Raw genomic sequence first — 24,824 nt, 5'->3', positions numbered from 1 at the left:
CGGGTTCCGTTTCGGACATGTAGCTTCCGGGCCGGTTGGGCTCTGGCCCGGACCTGTCGTCTGCGGGGGGGCGCATTCAGGCCCGGCGCAGTCGGTTCCGGGCCGGGCGCGTCCGACCCCGCCGGGCCGGTGTCTAACGCGTGGCCCAGCCACCGCCGACCTCGCCCCAGTCGCGGCCGGCTCGTGCTGGCATCGCGGTGGCGCGGTGACCTGCCACGCCGTCCCCGACATCCGCGGCTCACCCGCCCGAGATCAGTCGCCCGGCGGGGACGACGGGATCTTGGGCGTTAGCTCCGGGAGGAGATTCGCCCGGAACGATGGCGGGCGGGGAACTACCAGGCCCAGGCTTCCGGGGCCGGGCCGCCCTTGCCGTGTGGGGGGAAGAGGTCGTCCAGTTTGGCCAAGGTTGCCTTGTCCAGTTCGATGTCCACGGCCTCTACCGCCTCGTCGAGTTGGGTGAGGGTGCGGGGGCCGATGATCGGGGCCGTTACGCCCGGGCGGGAGAGGAGCCAGGCCAGCGCTACGTTGCTGGGCTCGTGACCCAGGTCCGCGCAGAGTTTTTCGTAACCCTCGATCGACTCGCGATGTTTGGCCAGGTCTTCGGCAGCCCGGCCTTCCTTTGCGCGGGTCGCTTCGCCCGACGCCAAGCGGCGGAGGACACCGCCGAGGAGGCCACCGTGCAGCGGGGACCACGGGATGATGCCCAGCCCATAATTTTGCGCCGCCGGGATCAGCTCCAACTCCGGGCCGCGGGCCACCAGGTTGTAGAGGCACTGCTCCGACACCAAACCCAGGAAGTTGCGGCGGGACGCCGACTCCTGGGCCTGGGCCAGGTGCCAACCGGCGAAGTTGGACGAACCCACGTAGATGACCTTGCCCGACGCGACCAGCGTCGACATCGCCTGCCAGATCTCGTCCCAGGGGGTTGAGCGGGAGATGTGGTGCATCTGGTAGAGGTCGATCGTCTCGACACCCAGCCGGCGCAGCGACGCCTCGCAGGCCCGGACGATGTGGTGGGCCGACAGGCCCCGCTCGTTGGGCCAGTCACCCATCCGGCCGTAGACCTTGGTCGCCAGCACCACCTTGTCGCGGCGTCCACCACCCTGGGCCAGCCACCGGCCGATGATCTGCTCGGTGACGCCCTCGCCCAGCTTCCAGCCGTACACGTTGGCCGTGTCGAAGAAGTTGAGACCGTGCTCGAGCGCGCGGTCCATGATGGCGAAGCTGTCGGCCTCGTTGGTCTGCGGCCCGAAGTTCATCGTGCCGAGGCACAGGCGGCTGACCCGAAGACCGGTGCGACCCAGGTTGGTGAATTCCATGCCCTTCACCCTGCCACCGGTGGGCAGGATGCGAAACACGGGAGAGTGCTAAGAGGACTCGCGCTGCGGGGCGCTGCCGAAGAGCACGTCGTCCCAACTGGGTAGGCGCTTGCGGGGCTTGCCCGCCGGGTCGGTCTGGTCGCCGCCCGGTGCGCCCGCCGTGCGGCGGGGGCGGAGGACCGCCAGCGACGGCACCGCCGGGATCTCCTTGGGGAGGTCGGCGTCGTCGTCGAAGGCCGAACCCGAACCCGAGCCGGAGCCCAGCAACGCCGCCGCGCCGCCGCGGCGGGGCTCCGAAGCGCCGGCGTCGAGGCCGCGGCCGGGGGGCGTCAACGGCCGGTCGAGCGACGCGAGCAGCGCGTCGCGGCCCGCCCGGATCGCGTCGCGCGGTGCGCGCGGCTCGACCGGCGCGGACGGCAGGCCGTGACCGCTGCCGCGCCCGGGCAACTCGCCGCGCGACGGGCCGGGCAGCGCGTGGCCACCCCGCTCCGGAGTCGCGGGCTCCTGGCCGAGCAGCGGCTGCGGCCGCTCGGTGCAGAGGTATTGCGCCATGTCGTCGTGCGGGGTGACGACCTGGCGGCCGCGGTCGAGATCCCACATGGCCTGCGCGGTGGCCTTGCCGGACGGCCAGGTGGCGATGATCCGCCAGGTGCCGTCGTCGCGCCGGAAGGCGTCCCACGAGATCTTCTCGGCGTCGATGCCGTGCTGAGCGAGTCGGGCGTCGACCACCTCGGCCAGCGGGGCGCCCTTTTCCGACGTCTTCAGCCGGGTGCGGCGCGCGTGCTGGGCGAGCATCGCCCGCTCCTGCAGCACCGGGCCGGCATAGCGCAGCACCCGGTCGACCGGCACGCCCGCGATGCGGGCGACGTCCTCAGCGGACTCGCCGCTGCGGATGCGGGCCTGGATGTCGCGGGGTGACAGGGACGGCGGCTGGTCACCGAAATGGCCGGCGCCGCTGACCGCGGCCGGTGCGTCGCCGTGCAGCACACCGTTGATCCGCTCGTCGAGTGGCAGCGCCAGGAGTCGGCCCACCTCGTCGGCGAGCACCATGGCCTGGCCGTCCTCGGAGAGGGCGACGAAGCGTACAGGCCGCATCGCGTTGCCTCCGTCCCGCTGAGCTGGCCGATCCCGACCAGAGTCGAGACGCTGAAGGACACGGTAGCCCACTATCACCCCGGCGCACCGCTAGGCACGCCGGGGTGTCGCGAGGAACAAATGCTAGAGACGCTCGAGGACGTAGTCGATCGAGGCGGTCAGCGCCTCGACGTCGGACGGCTCGATCGCCGGGAACAGCGCCACGCGGAGCTGGTTGCGGCCCAGCTTGCGGTAGGGCTCCGTGTCGACGATGCCGTTGGCGCGCAGGGCCTTGGCCACGGCCGCGGCGTCGACGGATTCTACGAAGTCGATGGTGGCGACCACGTTGGAGCGCAGGCCCGGGTCGGTGACGAACGGCGTGGCTACCGAGGAGCGCTCGGCCCAGCCGTAGATGACCCCGGCGCTCTCCGCGGTGCGCTTGGCCGCCCACGACAGGCCGCCCTGCGCGTTCATCCAGTCGGTCTGCTCCGCCGCGAGGAAGATCGTGGCCAGCGCGGGCGTGTTGTAGGTCTGCTCGAGCCGCGAGTTCTCCACAGCCGTCATCAGGTCGAGGAACGCCGGGATGTAGCGACCTGACGCCTTGACCTCGGCCGCCCGGTCGAGCGCCGCCGGCGACATCAGCGCGATCCACAGCCCGCCGTCGGAGGCGAACGCCTTCTGCGGCGCGAAGTAGTAGACGTCGGCCTCGCGCGGGTCGACCTCGAGCCCGCCGGCGGCGGACGTCGCGTCGACCAGCAGCAGCGAACCGGGGTCGGCGCCCGGCACCCGGCGGATCGGCACGGCCACACCGGTCGAGGTCTCGTTCTGCGGGGTCGCGTAGACGTCGACGCCCTCCTCCGCGACCAGGCCCGGCGCGCTGCCCGGGTCGGCCTTGCGGACGGTCGGGTCCGAGAGGAACGGCGCGGCCTTCACCGACGACGCGAACTTGGCACCGAACTCGCCGAAGCTGGCGAACTGCGCCTTGTCCTGGACGAGGCCGAACGTCGCGACCTCCCAGAAGGCGGTGGTGCCACCGTTGGAGATGATCACCTCGTAGCCGGACGGCAGGCTGAAGAACGAGGCCAGCCCCGAGCGGAGCCGCGCCACCTGGTCGCGGACCGTCTTCTGCCGGTGGGACGTGCCGAGGTAACTCGTGGCGACCTGGCTGAGCGCGGACACCGCCTCCGGGCGGACCTTGGACGGCCCGCAGCCGAACCGTCCGTCAGCGGGCTTGATCTCGTCGGGAATCCGGATGCTGGTCACGTCAGCCACGAATTGATCCTTAGGTCGCGCTCGGAATGGAAAGCCGGCGGCGCTGCCGAACTTTCATACTTCCATTCCAACGAGACTGCGCGACGCACGGTCCCAGCGGCAGAGGCGTGACCCTACTCACCGTGGGGAATCTGGTGCCAACCCTCGACGTCGGCCGGCTTGCGCGTCCCAGGGCCCACATAACGCGCCGAGGGTCGCACCAGCCGCTGCAGCGCCTTCTGTTCCATGATGTGCGCGCTCCAGCCCGCGGTGCGGGCGCAGGTGAACATCGACGTGAACATGTGCGGCGGCACCTCGGCGAAGTCCAGCACGACGGCCGACCAGAACTCGACGTTGGTGGCCAGCACCCGGTCGGGGCGGCGCGCCCGCAGCTCCTCCAGCGCGGCCTTCTCCAGGGCCTCGGCGACCTCGAAGCGCGGCGCGCCGAGCTCCTTGGCGGTGCGCCGGAGCACCCGGGCGCGGGGGTCCTCGGCCCGGTAGACCCGGTGCCCGAAGCCCATCAGCCGCTCGCCGCGGTCGAGCACGCCCTTGACGTAGCCCTCGGCGTCGCCGCTGCGCTCGACGGCCTCGATCATCCCGAGTACGCGCGACGGCGCGCCGCCGTGCAGCGGCCCGCTCAACGCGCCGATGCCCGACGAGATGCAGGCCGCGGCGTCGGCGCCGGTCGAGGCGACCACCCGGCAGGTGAACGTCGACGCGTTCATGCCGTGCTCGGCGGCGGAGATGAAGTAGGCGTCGACGGCCTTCACGTGCCGCGGGTCGGGGTTGCCCCGCCAGCGCTTCATGAACCGCTCGACGATCGTGGCGGCCTTGTCGATCTCTTTCTGCGGCACGGCCGGCAGTCCGAGGCCGCGGGCCGACTGGGCCACGAAGGAGAGCGCCGTCACCGAGACGCGGGCGAGGTCTTCCCGCGCCTGCGTGTCGTTGATGTCGAGGAGCTGGGAGAGCCCCCAGTAGGGCGCGAGCATCGCCACGGCCGACTGCACGTCGACCCGGATGTCGCCGGAGTGCACCGGCACCGGGAACGGCTCGGCGGGCGGCAGCCCGGGCCCGAACCGGCCGTCGACCAGCAGCGCCCAGACGTTGCCGAAGCTCACCTGGCCGATCAGGTCCTCGATGTCGACACCCCGGTAGCGGAGCGAGCCGCCTTCCTTGTCGGGCTCGGCGATGGTGGTCTCGAAGGCGACGACGCCCTCCAGCCCCGGCTTAAAGTCGGACATTTCGCCCTCCCGCCTATGCGCCCCGCAACATTTCGGCGCCTTAGCTTCCGCTCAGGTTTCGTATTCGTGTCATCTTGCCTGCTGGGTCTTCGGCTGCGCGAGCACTGCGCGCAAACCGGAGAGCCGACGAACAGTGCATATCACCCCTTAACGCGTGCACGAGGATGAGGACGTGACCGGAGACACACCCGACTTGGCCGACATGCGCCGGGACTACGCGACCGAACAGGGCCTGGACGTCACCGACCTCGCGCCGGCCTGGCCTGACCAGTTCCAGCGCTGGTTCGCCGACGCCGTCGCCGCCGGCCTGCCCGAGCCCAACGCCATGGTGCTCTCGACCGCCGACACCGCCGGCCGGCCCAGCTCGCGGACCGTCCTGCTGAAGGGCGTCGACGCGCGCGGCTTCGTGTTCTTCACCAACTTCGAGTCCCGCAAGGGCGGTGAGCTGCGGGCCAACCCGTACGCGGCGCTGCTCTTCCCGTGGCATCCGATGATGCGGCAGATCGCGGTCCGGGGCACCGTCACCGAGGTGGACCGGGTGGAGACCGAGACCTACTTCGCCGGCCGGCCGCGCGCGTCGCAGGTCGCCGCCTGGGCCAGCCCGCAGTCCCGGGTGCTGCCGGACCGGGCCGCGCTCGACGAGCGGTACGCCGCCACCGAGCGGCGGTTCCCGGCCGAGTCGGCGATCCCGGCACCGCCGCACTGGGGCGGCCTGCGGGTGGCGCCCGAGACGGTGGAGTTCTGGCAGGGGCGCAGCGGCCGGCTGCACGATCGGCTGCGTTACCGTCGGACCGAACAGGGAGAGTGGATCATCGAACGCCTGGCACCGTGAGCAGAGGACCCCGGCGATGGGCCATTGACCTACGGCCCCTGGCCACCCCCAGCTACCGCCGGATGTGGATCGGCACCGCCTTCTCCAACTACGGCTACCAGTTCACCGCGGTGGCCGTACCCGTCGAGATGTTCGCCCTGACCCAGAAGTCGTTCTGGGTGGGCCTGCTCGGCATCGCGGCCCTCGTGCCCCTGCTGGTCTTCGGTCTCTGGGGTGGCGCCCTGGCCGACGCGATGGACCGCCGCAAGCTGCTGATCGCGGGCTCGGTCGTGATGTGGCTGGGCACCCTCGGCTTCCTCGTGCAGTCGCTGGCGGAGTGGGACAACCCGTGGCTGCTCCTGCTGTTCACCGCCGTCCAGTCGTGCGCGTTCGCGGTGACCAACCCCACCCGCAGCGCGATCATCCCGCGGCTGGTGCCGGGCCACCTCGTGCCGGCGGCGAACACGCTCTCGTTCACGACCGGCGAGGCCGCCGTGGTGCTCGGCCCCCTCACGGTCGGCGTCATCCTCGCGAGCTGGGACCTGCACACCGCACTGCCCATCGCGTACGCCGCGGACGCGCTGCTGTTCACCGTGGGCCTCTGGTCGACGCTGCGACTGCCGGCGATCCCGCCCGTCGGCGAGACCGCGCGGGCCGGCCTGCGCAGCGTGGTCGAGGGCTTCCGCTACCTGGCCGGCGCGCCGGTGCTGCTGCTCTCGTTCGCGATCGACATCATCGCGATGACGATCGCCATGCCCCGGGCGCTGTTCCCGGAGATCGCCGCCGAGCGGTTCGGTGGCGGCGCCGCGGTCGGCTTCCTGTTCAGCGCGATCGCGATCGGCTCGGTGCTCGGCGGGCTCACCTCCGGCTGGATCGGCCGGGTCCGCCGTCAGGGCCTCGCGCTGGTCGGCGCCGTGGTCGCCTGGGGCGTGCTGGTCGGTCTGGCCGGTTTCGCGCACAGCCTGTGGCTGATGGTGGTCGTGCTCGCCCTGGCCGGCGCGGCCGACCTGGTCAGCGCCGTGTTCCGGCACTCGATCCTGCTCGTCTACGCCCCCGACCAGATGCGCGGGCGGCTCCAGGGTGTGATGACCGTCGTGGTCGCCGGCGGGCCCCGGCTGGGTGACCTGCGGGCGGGCGGCACCGCCGCGATCTGGGGTGTCGGCGCGGCGTTCAGCGGTGGCGGCTTCGCCGCGGCGGGCCTCGCGATCGCGCTCGCCCTGGTCTTCCCCGCCCTGGCCCGCTACCGGAGCCCGGACCCGGAGCCGGACCCGCAGCCCGCGGCCCAGCCGGAACCGATATCGTCCGGCCCATGACCAACCGCACCGCCCCGCCGCTTTCCGGAACACAGTGGACGATCGCCGCGCACGGCCAGGAGGCCGTCGTGGTCGAGGTCGGCGGTGGGCTGCGCGCCTACCGGGCCGACGGGGTGGACTACCTCGACGGGTACGCGCAGGACGAGTTGCCGCCGGGCAGCTCCGGGCAGGTGCTGGCGCCGTGGCCGAGCCGGATCCGGGACGGCCGCTACACCTTTGCCGGGGTGGCCTACCAGCTCCCGCTCACCGAGCCGGCCAAGCACAACGCCATCCACGGCCTGGTCGCCTGGCAGCGCTGGCGCCTGGTGGAGCGGTCCGAGTCGGCGGTGCTGATCGAGCTCGACCTGCCGCCACAGGTCGGCTACCCGTGGCAGCTCAACCTGCGCACCCGCTACTCGCTCGGCCCCGACGGGCTGCGGGTCGACCACGAGGTGACCAACATCGGGGTCGCGGCCGCGCCGTTCGGCCTGGCCGCGCACCCGTACTTCCGGCTGCCCGGCACCACGGTCGACGACCTGCTGCTGACAGTCCCCGGCCACAGCCGGGTGCTCTTCGACGCCCGGTTGTTGCCGATCGGGGCGGCCAAGGTGGCCGGCGGCGACCATGACTTCACCGAGGCCCGGCGGATCGGCGCGCAGGTGCTCGACAACGCCTTCGGTGACGTCGACCGGGACGCGGACGGCACCTCCGCGGTGCTGATCTCCGACGCGACCCGCACGCTGCGGGTCTGGGGCGGCGAGGCGTTCAAGTGGTGGGTGGTCTTCACCTCCGACACCCTGCACGGCGACCGGCAGCGCCGGGCCGTGGCGGTCGAGCCGCAGACCTGCCCACCCGACGCGTTCCGCTCCGGCCACGACGTGATCGTGATCGAGCCGGGCGACACCTGGACGGCCGCCTGGGGCGTCCAGGTCTCGGTGGACGGATAGCCGGGCCGACCGATAAGTTGCGAAACCGGCCACCGGGGAGGTTGGTGATGGAGTTCGGCGAGGTCGTCCGCAAGCGGCGGATGGTCCGCGACTACGACCCCGGCCGCCCGGTGCCGGCGGCGGTGGTCGACCGGCTGCTCACGCACGCGACCCACGCGCCGTCGGCGGGCTTCTCGCAGGGCTGGGGCTTCCTGGTGCTGGACGACCCGGCCGACCGGGCGGCGTTCTGGGCGGCGACGACGCCGGACGGGCGGGGGCGCGGCCGGTGGATCGAGGGCATGCGCCGGGCGCCGCTGATCGTCGTGCCGCACTCCAACCGGTCCGCCTACCTCGACCGCTACGCGGAGCCCGACAAGGGCTGGACCGACCGCGACCCGGCCCGCTGGCCGGTCCCCTACTGGGACGTCGACACCGGGATGGCGGCGCTGTTGATGCTGCTCACGGCCGTCGACGAGGGGCTGGGAGCGTGCTTCTTCGGCATCCCGGGGGAGTCGGTCGACCGATATCGGAAAGCTTTCGACGTGCCGGCCGAATTCAACCCGATCGGTGCCGTGACGATCGGCTACCGGGCACCCGATCGGCTGTCGCCGTCACTGAAAAGGGGGCGGCGTTCCGTTGATCAGGTGGTACACCGGGGCCGCTGGTCCCGAGACTGACTCGCCGCCCGACGCTTATCGTTGCGCGGGTCGATAGGCTGAGCCAGCTGGCGGCCAGCCACCTAGCCGGGAGGAGCGGTGCGTGATCTTCAAGTCGGTACGTGACGGCCGCCCCTACCCGGAGCACGGCCTGACGCTCAAGCAGTGGTCGGAGATCCCGCCGCGGCCGCTGCGGCTCGACCAGCTCATCACCACCAAGCGCGAGCTCGCCCTCGACAAGCTGCTCGCCGAGGACTCGACGTTCTACGGCGACCTGTTCCCGCACGTCGTGCAGTGGCACGGCGGCCTCTACCTGGAGGACGGGCTGCACCGGGCGCTGCGGGCCGCACTGCAGCAGCGCAACCAGATCCACGCCCGGGTGCTCGTGCTGCCCACCGAATAGGGTGAGCGGCATGGACCCGCTGGAGCTGCTCGACCTCGATGGGACCCTGTCCCCCGAAGACCGCGACATGCGCGCCGTCGTGCGCCGGGTGGTCGACGAACGGGTCAGGCCGCACGTGGCCACCTGGTACGAGGAGGGCCGCGTCCCGGTCCGTGAGCTGGCCGCCGAGTTCGGCAAGCTCGGCCTGCTCGGCATGCACCTGACCGGATACGGCTGCGCCGGGGCGACCGCCACCGCGTACGGTCTGGCCTGCCTCGAGCTGGAGGCCGGCGACTCGGGCGTCCGCTCGCTGGTCTCGGTGCAGGGTTCGCTGGCGATGTTCGCGATCCACCGGTACGGCTCCGAGGAGCAGCGGCAGCGCTGGCTCCCGCCCATGGCCGCGGGTGAGGCGATCGGCTGCTTCGGGCTGACCGAGCCCGACCACGGCTCCGACCCGGCCGGCATGGCGACCCGGGCCCGCCGCGACGGCGGCGACTGGGTGCTCACCGGCGGCAAGATGTGGATCACCAACGCCCCCGTGGCCGACGTCGCGGTGATCTGGGCCCGCACCGACGAGGGCGTGCGCGGCTTCGCGGTCCCGATGGACACGCCGGGCGTCACGGCCCGCGAGATCACGCACAAGATGTCGCTGCGGGCGTCCTCCACGGGCGAGATCGTGCTCGACGACGTCCGGCTGCCCGACGACGCGCGCCTGCCGGGTGCCGAGGGCCTCAAGGCGCCGCTGTCCTGCCTGACCGAGGCCCGGTACGGCATCGTCTGGGGCGCGCTCGGCGCCGCCCGCGACTGCCTGACCACGGCGCTCGACTACGCGGTCAGCCGCGAGCAGTTCGGCCGGCCGATCGCCGGGTTCCAGCTCACCCAGGCCAAGCTCGCCGACATGGCGGTCGAGTTGCAGAAGGGCTACCTGCTCGCGCGGCACCTGGGCACGCTGGCCGACGCGGGGCGGCTGCGGCCCGAGCAGGTGAGCGTCGGCAAGCTCAACAACGTGCGCGAGGCGATCGCGATCGCCCGGCAGTGCCGCACGATCCTCGGCGCCAACGGGATCAGCGCCGAATACCCGGTCATGCGGCACGCCAACAACCTGGAGAGCGTGCTCACCTACGAGGGCACGAGCGAGGTGCACCAGTTGGTGATCGGCCAGAAGCTCACGGGAGTGTCGGCCTTCGTTTAGGGCTTGCCGCCATCGGGGAAACTGTTCGCAGAAGGACGGTGAGGTGGACAAATGGCCAATATCGAGCCCACCCGCGAGTACCCCGGTGTCAACGCCCCAGGCGTCAACGCCACGGCCGAAGACCGGCAGCCGGACGATCCGGCGTGGACCGACCAGCAGCCGCAGAACCGACCACCTCGGTGGCGTGGCCTGATCTGGCTGGCCGCGATCGTCGCCGTGCTGATCGCCGGCGGCTTCGCGCTCAAGGCCGCCGACCTGCTGCCGAGCTGGCGCAACCCGTTCGCCCAGGAGACCACCGACCGCAGCCAGCCGCCGCTGCTCAAGTCGATCCAGGACCTGAGCCGCTACGTCGCGGCCGAGGGCAACTTCCAGGTCATCGTCGACAAGCAGACCAGCCGCGACAACATCCCGGAGTTCCTGCTCAACGAGCGGACGCTGTTCGTCGGGGTGGGCTCGGTCGAGGCCTACGTCGACTTCGGCACAATCGCCGAGGGCGCGATCATCGAGTCGCCCGACGGCAAGTCGGTCGAGGTGAAGCTGCCCGCGCCGCAGTTGGGCGAGGTCAACCTCAACACCCAGGACAGCTACATCTTCGCCGAGGAGCGCGGGCTGGCCAACCGGCTCGGCGACCTGATCAAACGCGACCCGAACCAGCAGGCCGAGGTCTATCAGCTCGCCGAAGACAAGATCAAGGCGGCCGCGGTGGACAGCGGGCTGCAGGAGCGGGCCCGGGCCAACACCAAGACGATGCTCGAGGGCATGCTCAAGTCGCTCGGCTACGAGACGGTGACGATCACCTACACCGCTCCCTGAGGACAAAGGGGAAGGGGCCCCACGGGGGCTTCAGGGCGGGCGCCCCTTCGGGGTTGAAGGGGCCCCGGCAGGGGCCCCTTCCCGGTCTTCAGCGCGTCACGCGTGGGCGTGGTAGCGGCTCTCGTCGGGCATCAGCACCCAGAGCACGATGTACGCGAGCACCTGCGGGCCGGGCAGCAGGCAGGAGAGCACGAACAGCAAGCGCATGGTGTTGGGTCGCATCCCGAAGCGGCGGGCCAGCCCACTGCACACGCCGGCGATCCACCGGTTGTCGCGCGGTCGGACGAGTCGAGCGCTCATCTGTAAGTCCCTTTCCCTTCATTCGGTCCTGATACCAACGGTAGAAACGGACATCAAGGCCGCCCTCGGTCCGCAGGTGGATTTCGGGCCTCCGCTTCCCGTAGGGAGTACCCCGATTGCGCGCGTATGCTCGCGCGCGGCCGCACGAAGAATGGAGCACGCCGGTGATCAGCGCTTTCGACCTCTTCACGGTCGGTATCGGACCGTCGAGTTCGCACACCGTCGGCCCGATGCGCGCCGCCCGTACGTTCGTGGCGGGCCTGGCCGACGACGGCGTGCTGGCCGGCACGGCCCGGGTCCGGGCGGAGCTGTTCGGCTCGCTCGGCGCCACCGGCCACGGCCACGGCAGCGACCGGGCCGTCGTCCTCGGCCTGGCCGGTGAGACGCCCGAGGAGGTCGACACCGACGCCGTGCCGAAGCTGGTGGCCCGCACCGCGGAGGGCCGGCGGCTGGCCCTGCTGGGCCGGCACGAGATCGACTTCGACCCGGCCGAGGACGTGGTGCTGCACCGTCGGCGCTCGCTGCCCTACCACCCCAACGGCATGACCTTCGCGGCCTTCGACGCCGCGGGCGCGACGCTGCGGGAGCGCACCTACTACTCCGTCGGCGGCGGGTTCGTGGTCGACGAGGAGGCGGCCGGCGCCGATCGGATCAAACCGGACACGACGCCCGTACGCTATCCCTTCCGCACCGGCGCCGAACTGCTCGACCGGGCCGCGGAGGCCAAGGGCTCGATCTCCGACGTCATGCTCGCGAACGAGTTGGCCTGGCGCTCCGAGGCCGAAGTCCGCGCCGGGTTGCTGGACATCTGGCGCGTCATGCGGGAGTGCGTCGAGCGGGGCTGCGAGCGGGACGGGACCCTGCCGGGCGGCCTGAAGGTCCGCCGCCGGGCCGCCGAGTTGAACCGCAAGCTGCGCTCCGAGATCGCCGGCGACCCGCTGCGGGTGATGGACTGGGTGACTCTTTTCGCACTGGCCGTCAACGAGGAGAACGCGGCCGGCGGGCGGGTGGTCACCGCGCCGACCAACGGCGCCGCCGGCATCATCCCGGCCGTCCTGCACTACTACACCCGGTTCGTCCCGGAGGCGACCGCCGACGGCGTCGTCCGCTTCCTGCTGGCGGCCGCGGCGATCGGCGTCCTGTTCAAGGAGAACGCCTCGATCTCCGGCGCCGAGGTCGGCTGCCAGGGCGAGGTCGGCTCGGCCTGCTCGATGGCGGCGGCCGGGCTGGCCGAGGCGCTGGGCGGCACCCCTGAGCAGGTGGAGAACGCCGCGGAGATCGGCATGGAGCACAACCTGGGCCTCACCTGCGACCCGGTCGGCGGCCTGGTCCAGATCCCGTGCATCGAGCGCAACGCCGTGGCCAGCATCAAGGCGATCACGGCGGCCCGGCTCGCGCTGCGCGGTGACGGGGTCCACCACGTCTCGCTGGACAAGGTCATCAAGACCATGCGGGAGACGGGCGCGGACATGAAGGTCAAGTACAAGGAGACCGCCCGCGGTGGTCTCGCGGTCAACGTCATCGAGTGCTGAGCCCGGGGGACGCTGCGCTTATGAGCCAGTTTTACTGGCTGCTAACCTATGGCGCGTCAGCGGCCCGCGTCGGCGCTCGCAGCCGCCGCGACGCGTGCGTCGCTCGGGCAGCCACGCAAGACGTTCGCGGCTGACCGCCGACGGGTTGCTCGTCGATGAAAAGCGCAGGTGGAGGCGGCTGTGACATCGAGCGTGATGACGTTGTGGGAAAACCGCAACGCCCTGGGGCTGCTGGTCCGCCGCGACCTCGCGGTGAAATACCAGCAGTCCCTTCTTGGTTACCTGTGGTCACTGATCGAGCCGCTCGGCGTCGCCGCCATCTACTGGTTCGTCTTCGGCGTCCTCTACGGCACGGGTTCCGACCGCCACCTCGGTGACGCCAACAACTCGTACCCCCTGTTCCTGATCACCGGGATCTTCGCGTGGTCCTGGGCCAACGCGGCCATGGGCGAGGCGACCAGCGCGCTCACCGGCCAGGCCCGGCTGATCACGACGATGAAGGTGGCGCGCCAGGTCTTCCCGATCGGTCGCGTGCTCGGCCGGTTCGCCGAGTTCCTCGCCGGCCTGCCGATCCTGATCATCCTGGCCATCGTCTTCGGCGAGCTGCACTTCGACTGGCAACTGCTCGCGCTGCCCCTCGCGGTGCTGCTGCAGACGGTCTTCCTGACCGGCCTCGCGCTGCTGCTCTCCTCGCTCAACGTGCTGCTCCGCGACGTCGAGAAGCTGATGCGGCTCGGCCTGCGGGTGCTCTTCTACGCGACGCCGATCATCTACCCGCTGGCGATGGTGCAGAACGCGAACATGCCCGGCTGGGCCAAGGACGTGTACGAGCTGAACCCGCTGGTCGGGATCATGGAGCTCTACCACGCCATCTGGTACCCGGAGATGTTCCCGAGCGCCACGCTGCTGGGCATCACCGTCGGCATCAGCGTCGCCCTGCTCGTCGGCGGCTGGTGGGTGTTCCGCCGCCTCGAACCCGCCGTCCTCAAGGAGCTGTGATGGCCACCCCGATCATCGAGGCCGAGGGGCTCGGCGTCCGGTTCGTCCGCAACCGCCGCCGGCAGCTCCGGATCCGCGAGATGTTCATCCACCGCGGCGGGCGGCAGCCCAACCCGGGCGAGTTCTGGCCGCTGCGCGACGTCAACTTCGCCATCAACCCGGGCGACGCGATCGGCATCATCGGCCGCAACGGCACGGGCAAGAGCACGCTGCTGCGGCTGATCGCCGGCGTGCTGATCCCGGACGAGGGCAAGATCACCGTCCGCGGCCGGGTGGCGCCGCTGCTGGAGCTCTCGGCGGGCTTCTCCAACGACCTCACCGGCCGCGAGAACGTGCACCTGGTCGGCTCGCTGCACGGCCTGTCGAGCAACTTCCTCAAGAAGACGTTCGACGAGATCGTCGACTTCGCCGGCGACCAGGTGAGCAAGGCGATCGACACCCCGGTCCGGCACTACTCGTCCGGCATGAAGGTCCGGCTCGGCTTCTCCGTGATCGCCCAGCTGTCGCACCCGATCCTGCTGGTCGACGAGGTGATGGCGGTCGGCGACGCCGAGTTCCGCAAGAAGTGCTACGCGACCATCGAGCGGCTGCTCGCCGAGGGCCGGACCCTGGTGCTCGTCTCCCACAACGAGGGTGACCTGACCCGGTTCTGCAACCGCGGGCTCTACTTCAACGCGGGCAAGCTGATGACCGACGGCTCGGTCCAGGACGCGCTCGACGCCTACAACGCGGTCGTCCGCGCGTGACCGTAGCCGTCCTGTTGCCGGGCCCCGACCCGGCGCTGCTGGAACGGCTCGCCGCCCAACTCCGCGCCGCCGGCGTGCGCGAGGTGCGGCACACGCTGCCGGCCGACCGGTCCGAGCCGGTGCTGGTCTGCGCCGGCGACCTCGTCGCGCACGATGCGGTGATCCGCCACGTGGTCACCGCGCCCGGCGCCGGGACCGTTGCCCTGGTGCTGCCCGACGGGCCGGGCGAACCCGTCCGCGAGGAGCGCGGCCAGCTCGTGCCCGGCGATCCGACCGGGGTCGCCGGTGGGCTCGTCCGGGTGGGCGTGGCCGACCTTCCCGCGCTGACCGACGCCTCGGGTCCGATGCTCGCCGGCCTGCTGGCCGCCGGCGTCACCGTCACCGCGCAGCGGGTCCGGCTGCTGGTCGCCCGGCGCGTCACCGCGCCCGCGGAGATCCCCGCCGCGCTGGCCGCCGTCGCGGCCGTCGACTCGGACCGCGCGGAGTTGCGGCTCGCGGTCAAGGAGCAGGACGACTTCTTCACCACCTACTTCGTCAGCACGTGGTCGCCGCACGTGACCCGGGCGGCGGCCCGGCTGCGGCTGACGCCGACCCAGGTGACCGCGATCTCCGTCGTGGTGGTCGCGGGGGCTGCGGCGCTGTTCGCCTGGGGCGGCGGCCGGCCCGCCTGGCTGCTCGCCGGGGTCCTGCTCTACCTGGGCTTCGTGCTCGACTGCGTCGACGGGCAACTCGCCCGCTACACGCGCGTGTTCAGCGTGTTCGGCGGCTGGCTCGACACGATCGCCGACCGGGCCAAGGAGTACCTGGTCTACGCCGGTCTCGCCGTGGGCGCGGAGAGCGCCGGGCTGGCCGGGGCCTGGCCGCTGGCGATCACGGCGATCGGCCTCCAGACCGTGCGGCACATGACCGACACCTGGTACGGCACGCTGCACGACGTGGCGGCCCGCGTGCCGGTCGCCGCCCCGTCGACGGGTGGGGTGGCGGGACGGCTCGGCGCCGTCTCGGCCCGGGTCCGCGGCGACACCGGCTCGCCCGCCTACTGGCTCAAGCGCACGGCCGCGTTCCCGATCGGCGAGCGGTGGGCGGTGATGGCGCTGCTCGGTGCCCTCTTCGGCCCGCGGATCGCGCTGGTCGCCGTGCTGGCCGGCATCGTGGTCGCGTTCGCCTACACGCTCGGGCTGCGTACCCTGCGCGCCCGGGGCATGCGGGTCTCCGCCTTCACCGGCGTCGCGGCCGGCGAGCAGCGTGACGACGGCCCGATCGCCCGGGCGCTGAGCCGGTTCCGGGTCGGCGGGCCGCTCGCCGGCGCCGTCGCCGCGGTGCTGGTGGCCGCCCTGTTCCTGGCCCTCGCGTACGCCGGGCTCGGGGGTGGCGACCTGCGCACGGTGACGCTCAGCGCGGCGGTGGCGCTGCTGGTGGCCGCGCTGCCCGCCGCGGCGCCGCACGACCGGCCGCTGGACTACCTCGTGCCGGCCGCGCTGCGGGCCGCCGAATACCTCTTCGTCATCGCCATCGGGGTCGGCTTCGACGTGCCGGCCTGGGGCACCTTCCTGCTGCTGTTCGCGCTCGCCCTCTGGCACTACGACCTCACCGCCAAGCTGGAGAAACGGGAGACCGGCGGCTGGCTGCACCGGTGGGGCCTGGGCTGGGACGGCCGGGTTCTCGTGCTCGCCCTCGGCTGTGCTTTCGGGCAGGCCGCCGCCACGACGGTTACGATCGCTGCTTACCTGTTGTTTACCTTCGCGTTGGGCAGTGTGATCTGGTGGCGGAACCGGGCGGCAATGGCAGCCCTCTGATCAGCTTCGTTGTTCCGGTCTACAACGTCCGGTCGTACCTGCGGCAGTGTCTCGACTCGTTGCTCGCCGACGACTCGGTGCCGGTCGAGTTGATCGCGGTCGACGACCGGTCGACGGACGGCAGCGCCGATATTCTGGCGGAGTACGCGGCCCGGGACCCCCGGGTGACGGTTCTCACACTGGAACGCAACGGCGGTCAGGGGCCGGCCCGCAACCGCGGCCTCGAGATCGCCACCGGTGCGTACGTCTGGTTCGTCGACAGCGACGACTGGCTGGCCGACGGCATCGTGCCGGCGGTGGCGGCCCGGATCGCCCACCTCGATCCCGACGTCGTGGTCGTCGACCACGTCCGGTCGCACTGGGACGGCACCGTCGACGCCTCACGGAACAATTTCGCCGCGGCCCCTGAGGTCTTCGCCCTGCACGAGTGGCCGAAGGCGATCGAGATCCTGCACACCCCGTGGAACAAGATCATTCGGCGGTCGTTGCTGCTGTCGACCGGGTTCCAGTTCAAGACCGGCTGGTACGAGGACGTCCCGTTCACCTACCGCGTCCTGATGGCCGCCGACCGCATCACCGTGCTCGACCGGGTCGGCGTGCACTACCGCCAGCGGCGGGTCGGCGCGGCCACCCGTACGGTCGGCGAGGGGCACTTCGCGATCTTCACCAACTGGGCCGAGGTCTTCGACACCTTCGACGACAGCCGTCCCGGCGCCGACAAGCTGCGCGGGCTGCTGTTCCGCCGGATGATCTGGCACTTCCTGATCGTCCGGGGCAACGACGACCGGCTGCCCGACGAGATGCGGGCCCGGTTCTTCACGGAGATGAACGCGCACTACCACCGCTTCCTGCCGCCGGGCGGCTACCCGGTGCCGGGTGGCATGGACGGCCTGAAGCACCGGCTCGTGGCCGCCGGCCGGCACCGCACGTTCCAGGCGCTGCGGTTCGGCTTCCGCCGCGCACAGGGCGCCAAGGCCGGCGGGGCGGTCGCCGTGCGGGCGGCGCGACGCGGCAAGGGCGCCGCCCGGCTCGGCCGGAAGGCCGCGCTGCGCGCCTACTACCACGCGGAGTTGCGCCGGCCCCAGGATCCGCGCCTGGCGCTCTACGCCGCCTACTGGTACCGCGGCTATGCCTGCAACCCCGCGGCGATCTACGAGAAGGCCAGGGAACTCGCGCCGGACGTACGCGGTGTCTGGGTCGTGCGCCGCGACAAGGTGAGCAGCCTGCCGCCGGGCGTGCCCTACGTGGTGGCCGGCACGCGCGCCTACTTCCGGGCGCTCGCGCAGGCGACCTACCTGATCAACAACGTCAACTGGCCCAACTACGTGGTCAAGCGGCCGGGCAGCACGCACGTGATGACCCACCACGGCACGCCGCTCAAGGTGATGGGGCTCGACCAGCAGGACTATCCCGGCGGCGTGCAGGACGCGGACTTCGCGGGGCAGATGCGCCGGGCGGACCGCTGGGACTACAGCATCACGGCCAACGCGTTCACGACGCAGATGTGGGAGCGGGCCTACCCGTGCCGCTACCGCACGCTGGAGACGGGCTACCCGCGCAACGACCGGTTGGCGTCGGCCACCCCGGACGAGGTGGCCCGGGTGCGCGCGTCGCTGGGGCTGCGGCCGGGTCAGCCGGTGGTGCTCTACGCCGCGACGCACCGCGAGCACCTGCCCGGCTACCACCCGCCGTTCGACCCCGAGCGGGTACGGGCGGCGGCCGGCGACGACGCGGTGCTGCTGATGCGCAGCCACTACTTCCACGACCGTTCCGGCGCCGCGCCGGATCCGGTCGACCTGCCGGGTGTACGGGACGTCTCCGCGTACCCGTCGGTCGAGGATCTCTATCTGGCCGCCGACGTGCTCGTCACGGACTACTCGTCGGTGATGTTCGACTACGCGGTGCTGGACCGGCCGATCGTCATCTACGCGCCCGACTGGGAGGCGTACCGGATGATCCGGGGCGTCTACTTCGACGTCGTGGCGGAGCCGCCGGGCGCGGTCGCGCTGACGCTCGACGACCTGCTGGACGCGTTCCGGACGGGTTCGTACGCCGGCGACGCGGCGGCCAAGGCCCGGGCCGAGTTCCGCCGCCGGTTCACGTCGTTGGAGGACGGCCAGGCCGCGCGGCGGGTGGTCGAGACGGTCTTCAAGGACTGATCATGCTGACGGTCGTGGTTCCGGTGCACAACGTTGCCCGCTACCTGGACATTTGCCTCGAATCGCTCGCTGCGTCGACCTATCGCGATCTCTCGGTCGTGCTGGTCGACGACGGGTCGACCGACGGGAGCGGGGATCTCGCGGACGCGTGGCCGGAGCGTGACCCGCGGTTCCGGGTGGTGCACCAGTCGAACCACGGCCTCGGGGCCGCCCGCAACGCCGGTGCGGCGGTGGCCGGCGGGGACTATCTCGCCTTCGTCGACGCCGACGACGTGCTGCCGCCGTACGCGTTCGAGGTGTTGGTCAACGCGCTCGAGCAAACGGGTTCGGACTTCGCGACCGGCGACGTCGCGCTACTGACCTCCGGAAAGCTGTCGCCGTCGCCGCTGCACCGGGGCACGCACCGGGAGACCCGGCTGGCGGTCGACCCGCGCGCGCACCGGTATCTCGTGTACGACCGGCTCGCGTGCAACAAGGTGTGGCGACGGTCGTTCTGGGGCGACACGCGCTTTCCGGAGGGTGTGCACTACGAGGACATTCCGGTGACGGTGCCGCTGTACGGGCGGAGCCGGCAGGTCGACGTGGTCGGGCTGCCGGTCTACTACTGGCGGCAGCGGCCGCCGGGGGACCCGTCGATCAGCCAGCGGCTGGCCGAGCAGCGCAACCTGGACGACCGGTTCGCGGCGGTGGTCAGCGCTTTGTCGGCGCTGGAGGGGTCGTTCGCGACCTGGTACGCGGAGACCGCGCTGCAGAGCGACCTGCGGCTGGTGCTGGAGGTGCTGCCGGACGCGGACGAGGCCTACCGGCACCGGTTCCGCAAGCTCGCGGCGGCGTTCCTGGCCGATGTGGACGACGGGGTGCTGTCCCGCCTGCCGAGCCGGCTGGCGGAGGCCTGGCGCCTGACCCGCGACGGCGAGATCGACGCGGTGGTCGAGCTGGTCTCGAGGGTACGGGCCGGCAAGACGGCAGGCGGCGGCGTGGCGGTGTCCGGCGCCGCCCCGGGCGGCGGCCTGGCGGGGTCCGGTGCGGCGCCAGGTGAAGGCGTGGTGGGGTCCGGCGTGGCGCCCGCCGGTGGAATGGCCGCGTGGCGGGACCCGGTTGCCCCGGTGGTGCGGGCCGCCGGCGTGCGGTGGTCCGGCGACCGGCTCCGGATCTCGCTCGCCGGGTCCTCGGCGCCGGTGGGGCTGCTCTGGCTGCGCGAGGGCGCACCGGGCGCTCGGGCCGTGGCGCTGCCGGCTGTCGGCGGTGCGGGGACGCTGTCCCCTTCCCGGCTGCGCGGCAAAGCCGGCTGGGCGCCGGGGGAGTGGACCGTCAACGTGGCGCCCGCCCGGGGCGCGGCGCGGGGGCTGTTGCGGGTCACGGATCCGATCGCGTTGCCGTCGCGCTGGGTCGGCGGCGCGCTGGTGGCGCCCGTGGTCCGCGGCGGGGTGCTGCGAGTGGCGGTGGACCAGCCGGAGGTGTTCGCGGCGGAGGCGGGCGAGGACGCCGGCGATCTCTACGTCGACGGGTTCGGTCACCTCGCGCCGGGGACGCTGTTCCACCTGGAGCGTGCGCCCGGCGTGCCGTCGCTGGCGTACCCGGTGATCGCGGCCGGTCCGAAGTGGATGGCCCGGGTGCCGCTGGCGGACCTGACGGCCGCGATCGGCCGTCCCGGCGTCCCAGCCGAGCCGCCCGCGACATGGCGAGCGGCGCTGCCCGGACCGGACGGCGAGACCGTGCCGCTGCTGGCCGGCCCGCGCCTGACCGAGAGGGCGGCCGGCCCGGTGCGCGTCGGCCCGGACGAACGCGGCGTGCTCCGCGTCGTCGCCGCCGGCTGACCGGTCGCCCTACTCGCCCCGGCGGACCAACCTCGTGCGGAGCGTGCGGCTGGCCGCGCCCGCGACGCGCATGGCGACGAAACGGGTGGCGAGCGCCAGCGAACGCGCACCCCCCACCGGGATCGTGTCGACGCCCAGGAAGCTGACCTTGTTGCCCAAAGTCGGTCGGGCGACCAGCCGCGGCAGCGGCGAGACCAACTCCTCCGCCGGCCACTCGGCCAGATTTGCCACGGCGAAGTCGCGGGCGCTGACCCAGCGTTCGCCGGCCACCGATACGACCGCCTTCTCCCAGGACTCGTCCGGGCGCTTCGCCCGGGCGGCCCGGCGCAGGGCCGAGGTGCGCCAGAGGGCCAGCGTCTGCTCCGGCGCGTTCTCCTTGGGGGCGAGCACCCGGACCAGCCCGACCTGCCACCGGTTGGCGATGTTGACCAGCCGCCGCACCGTGTTGGCGTCGACGCCGGCGCTGACGGGGACGTTGATCCGGTACGGCGAGGGGAACACGTCCTCGGGCGCCGAGGCCACCAACGCGACCCGCGGCTCGTGCCGGTAGGTCGCCTCGACCAGCCGTAGGTCCAGGTTGGGGTCCTTGAGCACCGACATCCGCCCGTTGTCGAGCGACGCCCAGTCACCGACCAGGAAGATCCGCATGTCGGTCAGGTCGCTCATCAGCAGCAGGTCGACACACGTCTTGACCAGCTCGAAGCTGCCCTCGGCCCGGACCACCGCGGTGACCAGCGGGACCTGCCAGCTCCGGTTGCCGACCGAGCGCAGCCAGCGCGGCTGCGGCATCAGGTCAGCCAGGAACGGCCAGTTGTAGCGGCGCAGCGCCTCGCCGCGCTGCATCATGTTGGTCGGACCCATGTGCCAACTGCCGGCCTTGGGCTCGGGTACGAAGGCCGCCCCCGCCTGGGTCAGCCGGTAGCCGAACTCCGTGTCCTCGCCGAGCCGCAGGCTGGTGTCGAGCCCGCCGGTCTCCTCGTAGAGCCGGCGGGTCAGCGCGGCCGTCGCACCGACGTGGGCCCGGAAGTTGAGGTGGTCGCCGGCCCGCAGCTGGTCGGTGTCGTCGATGATCTTCTCGACGTAGTCGTGCGGCTCGGTGTCCTCGAAGGCGAACAGCGTGTCGATGGTGCCGGCCGCGCACCGCTCGGCGACCTCTTCCGGCGTGGCCCAGCTCGTGACGAAGCGCTTGTAGCCGAGCGTGACGACATCGTCGCTGACGTGGTGCCAGCGGACCTGCGCCTCGACGTGCGCGGGGAAGACGACCATGTCGGCGTCGAGCCAGTGCAGGATCTCGCCGGTGCTGTTGGTGGCGCCGACGTGCAGGGCGTTGGCCCGGCCCCAACCCGCCGAGTGGTCGGCGACCCGGACGATCCGGGTGTTGGCCGGACGGATCTTCGGCAGCTCGATCGGCGGGTCGCTGGTGTCGTCGGCGATCACGACCTCGAGCAGTTCCTCGGGGTAGGTCTGGTGCGCCAGCGCGGCCAGCGTCAGGTTGAGCGACTCCTGGCAGTTGTAGGCCGGAATGACCACCGAAACGGTCTTCGTGGGACTCCAGGCGCCGATCTCGGGCGGCTCCAGGACGCTCCAGTCGTTGCGGAAGATCCGGACCGGCTCGGCTGCGTCGTTCGGGGTCGGCACGGTCGTGAGTGTATCCAGCGGAAATCCACCCCGCCTGGACGCTACGTTAAATGTGCCGGTCAACGGGGGTTTCCGGCACGAAGGGGGCGTCGCGTGGCGGCGGACCAGCACCGGAGCCGTTTCCGCCGGTGGCGGATCTTCGCCGGCCCGCGTCCCGCGCCGGGGCGGGCCTGGCCCGTCGGGATGCTCGGCGCCCGGCTGCGGGTGATCGACTCGCCGGAGCGTTCCGCGGCGCCGCTGGGGCCGGGCACCTGGGTCACCACGATGTGCGTGGGCGCCGCCTCGCTCGCGGATCTCCGCCGGCTGCTGGACCACCCGGTCGGCGGCACCATGGTGCGCGAGCTGACCGTCTTCGTCGAGGACTGGCAGAACCCACAGAGCACCTGGTCGGGCCGGCTCGGCCCGGTGCCACACCTGGTCGCGCACCGGGTCGACCTGCCCACGGCCGACCGCGGCCGGGCCACCGTCGGGCTGGAGCTGCGTCGCCCCGCGCCGCTGCGCAAGCTGATCATGGCCGTGCTGCCCGTGTTCAGCTCCGTGCGGCCCCTGCCCCGGGCGGTCAGCGCCGACATCACCGCGCAGGAGGTCGCGCCGCCGTGGGTGGGCGCGACGGCCAACGTGGCGGTGGTCAGCGGCGCGCTGCCGACCGACGCCGACATCCGCCCGCACGACCTTGTGCTCAGCGCCGACGGCGCACCGCTGCCGCCGGCCGGCGAGACGCCGGATCCCCTGTACGGCGGGGTGATCCGGGCCGGTGCGGCCGGGGTGGGCCGCACGGTGCTGGTCGACGTCGAGGCCTACGTCGGGCGGTACGGCCCGTTCGGCCGGCGGGTGCCCCGCGCCGAACTGGTCTTCGAGGAGCACGGCTGGCGGATCGACGGGCCCGCGGGAGTGCTGGCCCGGGGCCGGATGGACGACCACCGCCTGCCGCCGGAGTCCGTGGCCGCCCTGGTCGAGGTCGGCATCGTGCACTGCGCCCAGGCGCCCTGCGTCTATCCGGCCCGCGAGGCGGCGGTGCTGGTGCGGCTCGCGGCGGCCGGCGTGCTCGTCCACGCGCCCCGGCTGCGCCCGCCCGTCGCCGCCCTGCTCGCCGACGAGCTGCGCCCGCTGGTGCTGGGCGACCTGCCGCCGCCGGCCGCGGACGAGCTCGAGTGGGAGGCACGGGCGGTCCGCCAGCGCCGGGCGGCGTTGCGCCAGCATGCCACCGCGTTCGCGCTGCCCCGGCTGGCCGGCGCGACGTTCCCGGCGCTGACCGCCCCGCCGCCGGTCAGCGTGCTGCTGGTGACCCGCCGGCTCGAGCACGTCGCCCCGGCCATCGCCGCGATCGAACGGCAGACGTACCCGGATCTCGAGATCGTGCTCTGCCTGCACGGGACGCACCCGTCGGCCGAGCTGCTGGGCCAGGTCGCGCGCTGCACCCGGCCGGTCGAGCTAATGACGATCGGGCCAGAGCAGCGGTACGGCTTCGGCGAGGCGATCGGCCGGGCCACGATGCGCGCGCGGGGCAGCCTGCTGACCAAGATCGACGATGACGACACGTACGGGCCGGAGCACGTCTGGGACCTCGTGCTGGCCCGGCTCGTCTCCGGCGCGACGCTGGTCGGCAAGACCGCCGACTTCGTCTACCTGCACGCGTTGGGCATCACGGTGCGCCGGGAGAGCGCGGGTGCCGAGAACTACGCGAAGGTGGTCGCCGGCGGCACGATGCTGATCAGCCGGGGCGACCTGGAGGAGATCGGTGGCTGGCGGCCGGTGCCGCGGTCGATCGACCGGGGCCTGATCGAGCGCGTCACGCGGGCGGGCGGCCTGATCTACCGGACCCACCCGCTCGGCTACCTCTACCACCGGCGGGCCGGCGGGCACACCTGGGACACCGGGATCGAATACTTCCTGCGTAACAACGGCCCGCAGTGGCCGGGCGTGCTGCGACACCCGGAGTTCGGCACGGAGCCAGGCGTACGGGCGGCGCTGCCGGGGTAAACCTCGTCGCCATGGCGGACAAGGTCGCGGTGGTGGCCCATCGGAAGAAGAGCCTCGACGGCGGCTTGCCGGAACTGCGGCGCCTGCTCGCCGACGCGGGCGTGATCGAACCCCTCTGGTACGAGGTGCCCAAGAGCCGGAAAGCGCCGAAGAAGGTACGCAAGGCGCTGGACGCGGGCGCGGAGCTGATCTTCGTCTGGGGCGGCGACGGGATGGTGCAGCGCACGGTCGACGCGCTGGCCCGGGCGGGCGCCGACGACGTGCCGCTGGCCATCCTGCCGGCCGGCACGGCCAACCTGCTCGCCGCCAACCTGGAGATCCCGGAAGACCTCGCCGAGGCGGTGGAGATCGGCCTGCACGGCAAGCGCCGGTCCGTGGACGTCGGCCGGGTCAACGGCGAGCACTTCGCGGTGATGGCCGGGGCCGGCTTCGACGGCGAGTTGATCCGGGACGCGGACCGCGGGCTCAAGGACCGGCTCGGCCGGCTCGCGTACGCCTGGACCGGTGCGCGACACGTCCGCGACGGCGCGGTGCCGATGCGGGTGACGGTCGACGGCGAGGAGTGGTATGCGGGCGCGGCGAGCTGTGTGCTGTTCGGCAACGTCGGCACCATCACCGGCGGCATCCGCGCGTTCGACGACGCCGACCCGCACGACGGCCGGCTGGAGGTCGGCGTGGCCACCGCCGAGGGCGCGCTGGAATGGGCGCGCACGCTCGGGCGGATGGCCACGGGCCGCTCCGACGGCTCGCCGTTCATCAAGATTACGACGGGCCGCAAGATCCGGGTGGACCTGGCGGAGCCGCTCATCTACGAGATGGACGGCGGCGCACGCGACGCGGCCAAGAAGCTCAAGGTCCGCGCAGTCCCCGCCGCGATCACCCTCTGCCTGCCGGGTTAGC

General features: G+C 72.2%; 21 protein-coding genes. 15 read left to right on the top strand and 6 right to left on the bottom strand.

All coding sequences use genetic code 11. The annotated features are described in order from the left end of the window. Positions 1-332: 332 nt before the first annotated feature. From Asi02nite_RS15310 to Asi02nite_RS15295, 4 genes are all read right to left on the bottom strand, one after another. On the bottom strand, positions 333-1,319 hold the full coding sequence (locus tag Asi02nite_RS15310) for an aldo/keto reductase (RefSeq protein WP_203713507.1): 987 nt from the start codon (positions 1,317-1,319) through the stop codon (positions 333-335). 48 nt (positions 1,320-1,367) lie between these two features. Beyond that, the gene (sepH, locus tag Asi02nite_RS15305; protein WP_203713505.1) at positions 1,368-2,414 is read right to left on the bottom strand and encodes a septation protein SepH; all 1,047 of its coding nucleotides are present in this window, start codon (positions 2,412-2,414) and stop codon (positions 1,368-1,370) included. A 123-nt stretch (positions 2,415-2,537) separates the two neighbouring features. Further along, on the bottom strand, positions 2,538-3,665 hold the full coding sequence (gene serC, locus Asi02nite_RS15300; RefSeq protein ID WP_203713503.1) for a phosphoserine transaminase: 1,128 nt from the start codon (positions 3,663-3,665) through the stop codon (positions 2,538-2,540). A 113-nt stretch (positions 3,666-3,778) separates the two neighbouring features. Then, on the bottom strand, positions 3,779-4,885 hold the full coding sequence (locus tag Asi02nite_RS15295; RefSeq protein ID WP_203713501.1) for a citrate synthase 2: 1,107 nt from the start codon (positions 4,883-4,885) through the stop codon (positions 3,779-3,781). Between the two features lie 202 nt (positions 4,886-5,087). On the opposite strand from Asi02nite_RS15295, the gene pdxH reads away from it, so the two are divergent. The 7 genes from pdxH to Asi02nite_RS15260 all read left to right on the top strand — a co-directional run bounded on the left by pdxH (position 5,088) and on the right by Asi02nite_RS15260 (position 10,957). Continuing rightward, positions 5,088-5,717 carry a pyridoxamine 5'-phosphate oxidase gene (pdxH, locus tag Asi02nite_RS15290; RefSeq protein WP_203713517.1) on the top strand — a complete coding sequence of 210 codons (630 nt, stop codon included), beginning with the start codon at positions 5,088-5,090 and terminating at the stop codon, positions 5,715-5,717. A 62-nt stretch (positions 5,718-5,779) separates the two neighbouring features. Beyond that, the gene (locus tag Asi02nite_RS15285) at positions 5,780-7,009 is read left to right on the top strand and encodes an MFS transporter (protein ID WP_203713499.1); all 1,230 of its coding nucleotides are present in this window, start codon (positions 5,780-5,782) and stop codon (positions 7,007-7,009) included. Continuing rightward, positions 7,006-7,935: an aldose 1-epimerase family protein gene (locus Asi02nite_RS15280; RefSeq protein ID WP_203713497.1), complete on the top strand. Its 930-nt coding sequence runs from the start codon at positions 7,006-7,008 to the stop codon at positions 7,933-7,935. Before Asi02nite_RS15285 ends, Asi02nite_RS15280 begins: the two co-directional genes overlap by 4 nt. Before the next feature lie 47 nt (positions 7,936-7,982). Then, positions 7,983-8,591: a nitroreductase family protein gene (locus Asi02nite_RS15275; RefSeq protein ID WP_203713495.1), complete on the top strand. Its 609-nt coding sequence runs from the start codon at positions 7,983-7,985 to the stop codon at positions 8,589-8,591. An 82-nt stretch (positions 8,592-8,673) separates the two neighbouring features. Continuing rightward, a complete protein-coding gene (locus Asi02nite_RS15270; RefSeq protein ID WP_203707577.1) occupies positions 8,674-8,973 on the top strand; it encodes a type II toxin-antitoxin system VapB family antitoxin in 300 nt (99 codons plus the stop codon). 10 nt (positions 8,974-8,983) lie between these two features. After that, positions 8,984-10,144 carry an acyl-CoA dehydrogenase family protein gene (locus Asi02nite_RS15265; protein WP_203713493.1) on the top strand — a complete coding sequence of 387 codons (1,161 nt, stop codon included), beginning with the start codon at positions 8,984-8,986 and terminating at the stop codon, positions 10,142-10,144. Between the two features lie 51 nt (positions 10,145-10,195). Continuing rightward, positions 10,196-10,957 carry a DUF4230 domain-containing protein gene (locus Asi02nite_RS15260; protein ID WP_203713491.1) on the top strand — a complete coding sequence of 254 codons (762 nt, stop codon included), beginning with the start codon at positions 10,196-10,198 and terminating at the stop codon, positions 10,955-10,957. Between the two features lie 96 nt (positions 10,958-11,053). On the opposite strand, the gene Asi02nite_RS15255 is transcribed toward Asi02nite_RS15260, so the two are convergent. Next, complete coding sequence (locus tag Asi02nite_RS15255) at positions 11,054-11,257, bottom strand: PspC domain-containing protein (RefSeq protein WP_203713489.1); 204 nt, start codon at positions 11,255-11,257, stop codon at positions 11,054-11,056. 164 nt (positions 11,258-11,421) lie between these two features. On the opposite strand from Asi02nite_RS15255, the gene Asi02nite_RS15250 reads away from it, so the two are divergent. The 6 genes from Asi02nite_RS15250 (at position 11,422) to Asi02nite_RS15225 (ending at position 20,306) form a co-directional block, all read left to right on the top strand. Further along, positions 11,422-12,789 (top strand): L-serine ammonia-lyase, encoded by a 1,368-nt coding sequence (locus Asi02nite_RS15250; protein ID WP_203713487.1) that lies wholly within the window; start codon positions 11,422-11,424, stop codon positions 12,787-12,789. Between the two features lie 180 nt (positions 12,790-12,969). Beyond that, the gene (locus tag Asi02nite_RS15245; RefSeq protein ID WP_203713485.1) at positions 12,970-13,788 is read left to right on the top strand and encodes an ABC transporter permease; all 819 of its coding nucleotides are present in this window, start codon (positions 12,970-12,972) and stop codon (positions 13,786-13,788) included. Next, positions 13,788-14,534, top strand: coding sequence for an ABC transporter ATP-binding protein (locus Asi02nite_RS15240; protein ID WP_203713483.1), 747 nt, complete (start codon positions 13,788-13,790; stop codon positions 14,532-14,534). Before Asi02nite_RS15245 ends, Asi02nite_RS15240 begins: the two co-directional genes overlap by 1 nt. Further along, entirely contained in the window at positions 14,531-16,330 is a 1,800-nt protein-coding gene (locus Asi02nite_RS15235) for a DUF5941 domain-containing protein (protein WP_203713481.1), read from the top strand. Before Asi02nite_RS15240 ends, Asi02nite_RS15235 begins: the two co-directional genes overlap by 4 nt. Continuing rightward, a complete protein-coding gene (locus Asi02nite_RS15230; protein ID WP_239126731.1) occupies positions 16,297-18,489 on the top strand; it encodes a bifunctional glycosyltransferase/CDP-glycerol:glycerophosphate glycerophosphotransferase in 2,193 nt (730 codons plus the stop codon). The genes Asi02nite_RS15235 and Asi02nite_RS15230 overlap by 34 nt, the downstream gene beginning before the upstream one ends. Positions 18,490-18,491: 2 nt before the next feature. Beyond that, complete coding sequence (locus Asi02nite_RS15225; RefSeq protein ID WP_203713480.1) at positions 18,492-20,306, top strand: glycosyltransferase; 1,815 nt, start codon at positions 18,492-18,494, stop codon at positions 20,304-20,306. 9 nt (positions 20,307-20,315) lie between these two features. Here Asi02nite_RS15225 and Asi02nite_RS15220 read toward each other — a convergent pair whose 3' ends face one another. Further along, positions 20,316-21,944: a glycosyltransferase family 2 protein gene (locus Asi02nite_RS15220; protein WP_203713478.1), complete on the bottom strand. Its 1,629-nt coding sequence runs from the start codon at positions 21,942-21,944 to the stop codon at positions 20,316-20,318. Between the two features lie 93 nt (positions 21,945-22,037). Here Asi02nite_RS15220 and Asi02nite_RS15215 point away from each other — a divergent pair, with 93 nt between their 5' ends. Further along, a complete protein-coding gene (locus Asi02nite_RS15215) occupies positions 22,038-23,924 on the top strand; it encodes a glycosyltransferase family 2 protein (protein WP_203713476.1) in 1,887 nt (628 codons plus the stop codon). An 11-nt stretch (positions 23,925-23,935) separates the two neighbouring features. Further along, positions 23,936-24,823 (top strand): diacylglycerol/lipid kinase family protein, encoded by an 888-nt coding sequence (locus Asi02nite_RS15210; RefSeq protein ID WP_203713474.1) that lies wholly within the window; start codon positions 23,936-23,938, stop codon positions 24,821-24,823. The last annotated feature ends 1 nt before the right edge of the window (position 24,824 follow it).

The sequence above is a fragment of the Asanoa siamensis genome (assembly GCF_016862555.1).
Classification (GTDB): Bacteria; Actinomycetota; Actinomycetes; order Mycobacteriales; family Micromonosporaceae; genus Asanoa; species Asanoa siamensis.
The sequence above is the reverse complement of the archived record's forward strand: the minus strand, read 5'-3'. Positions and strand labels throughout refer to the sequence as shown.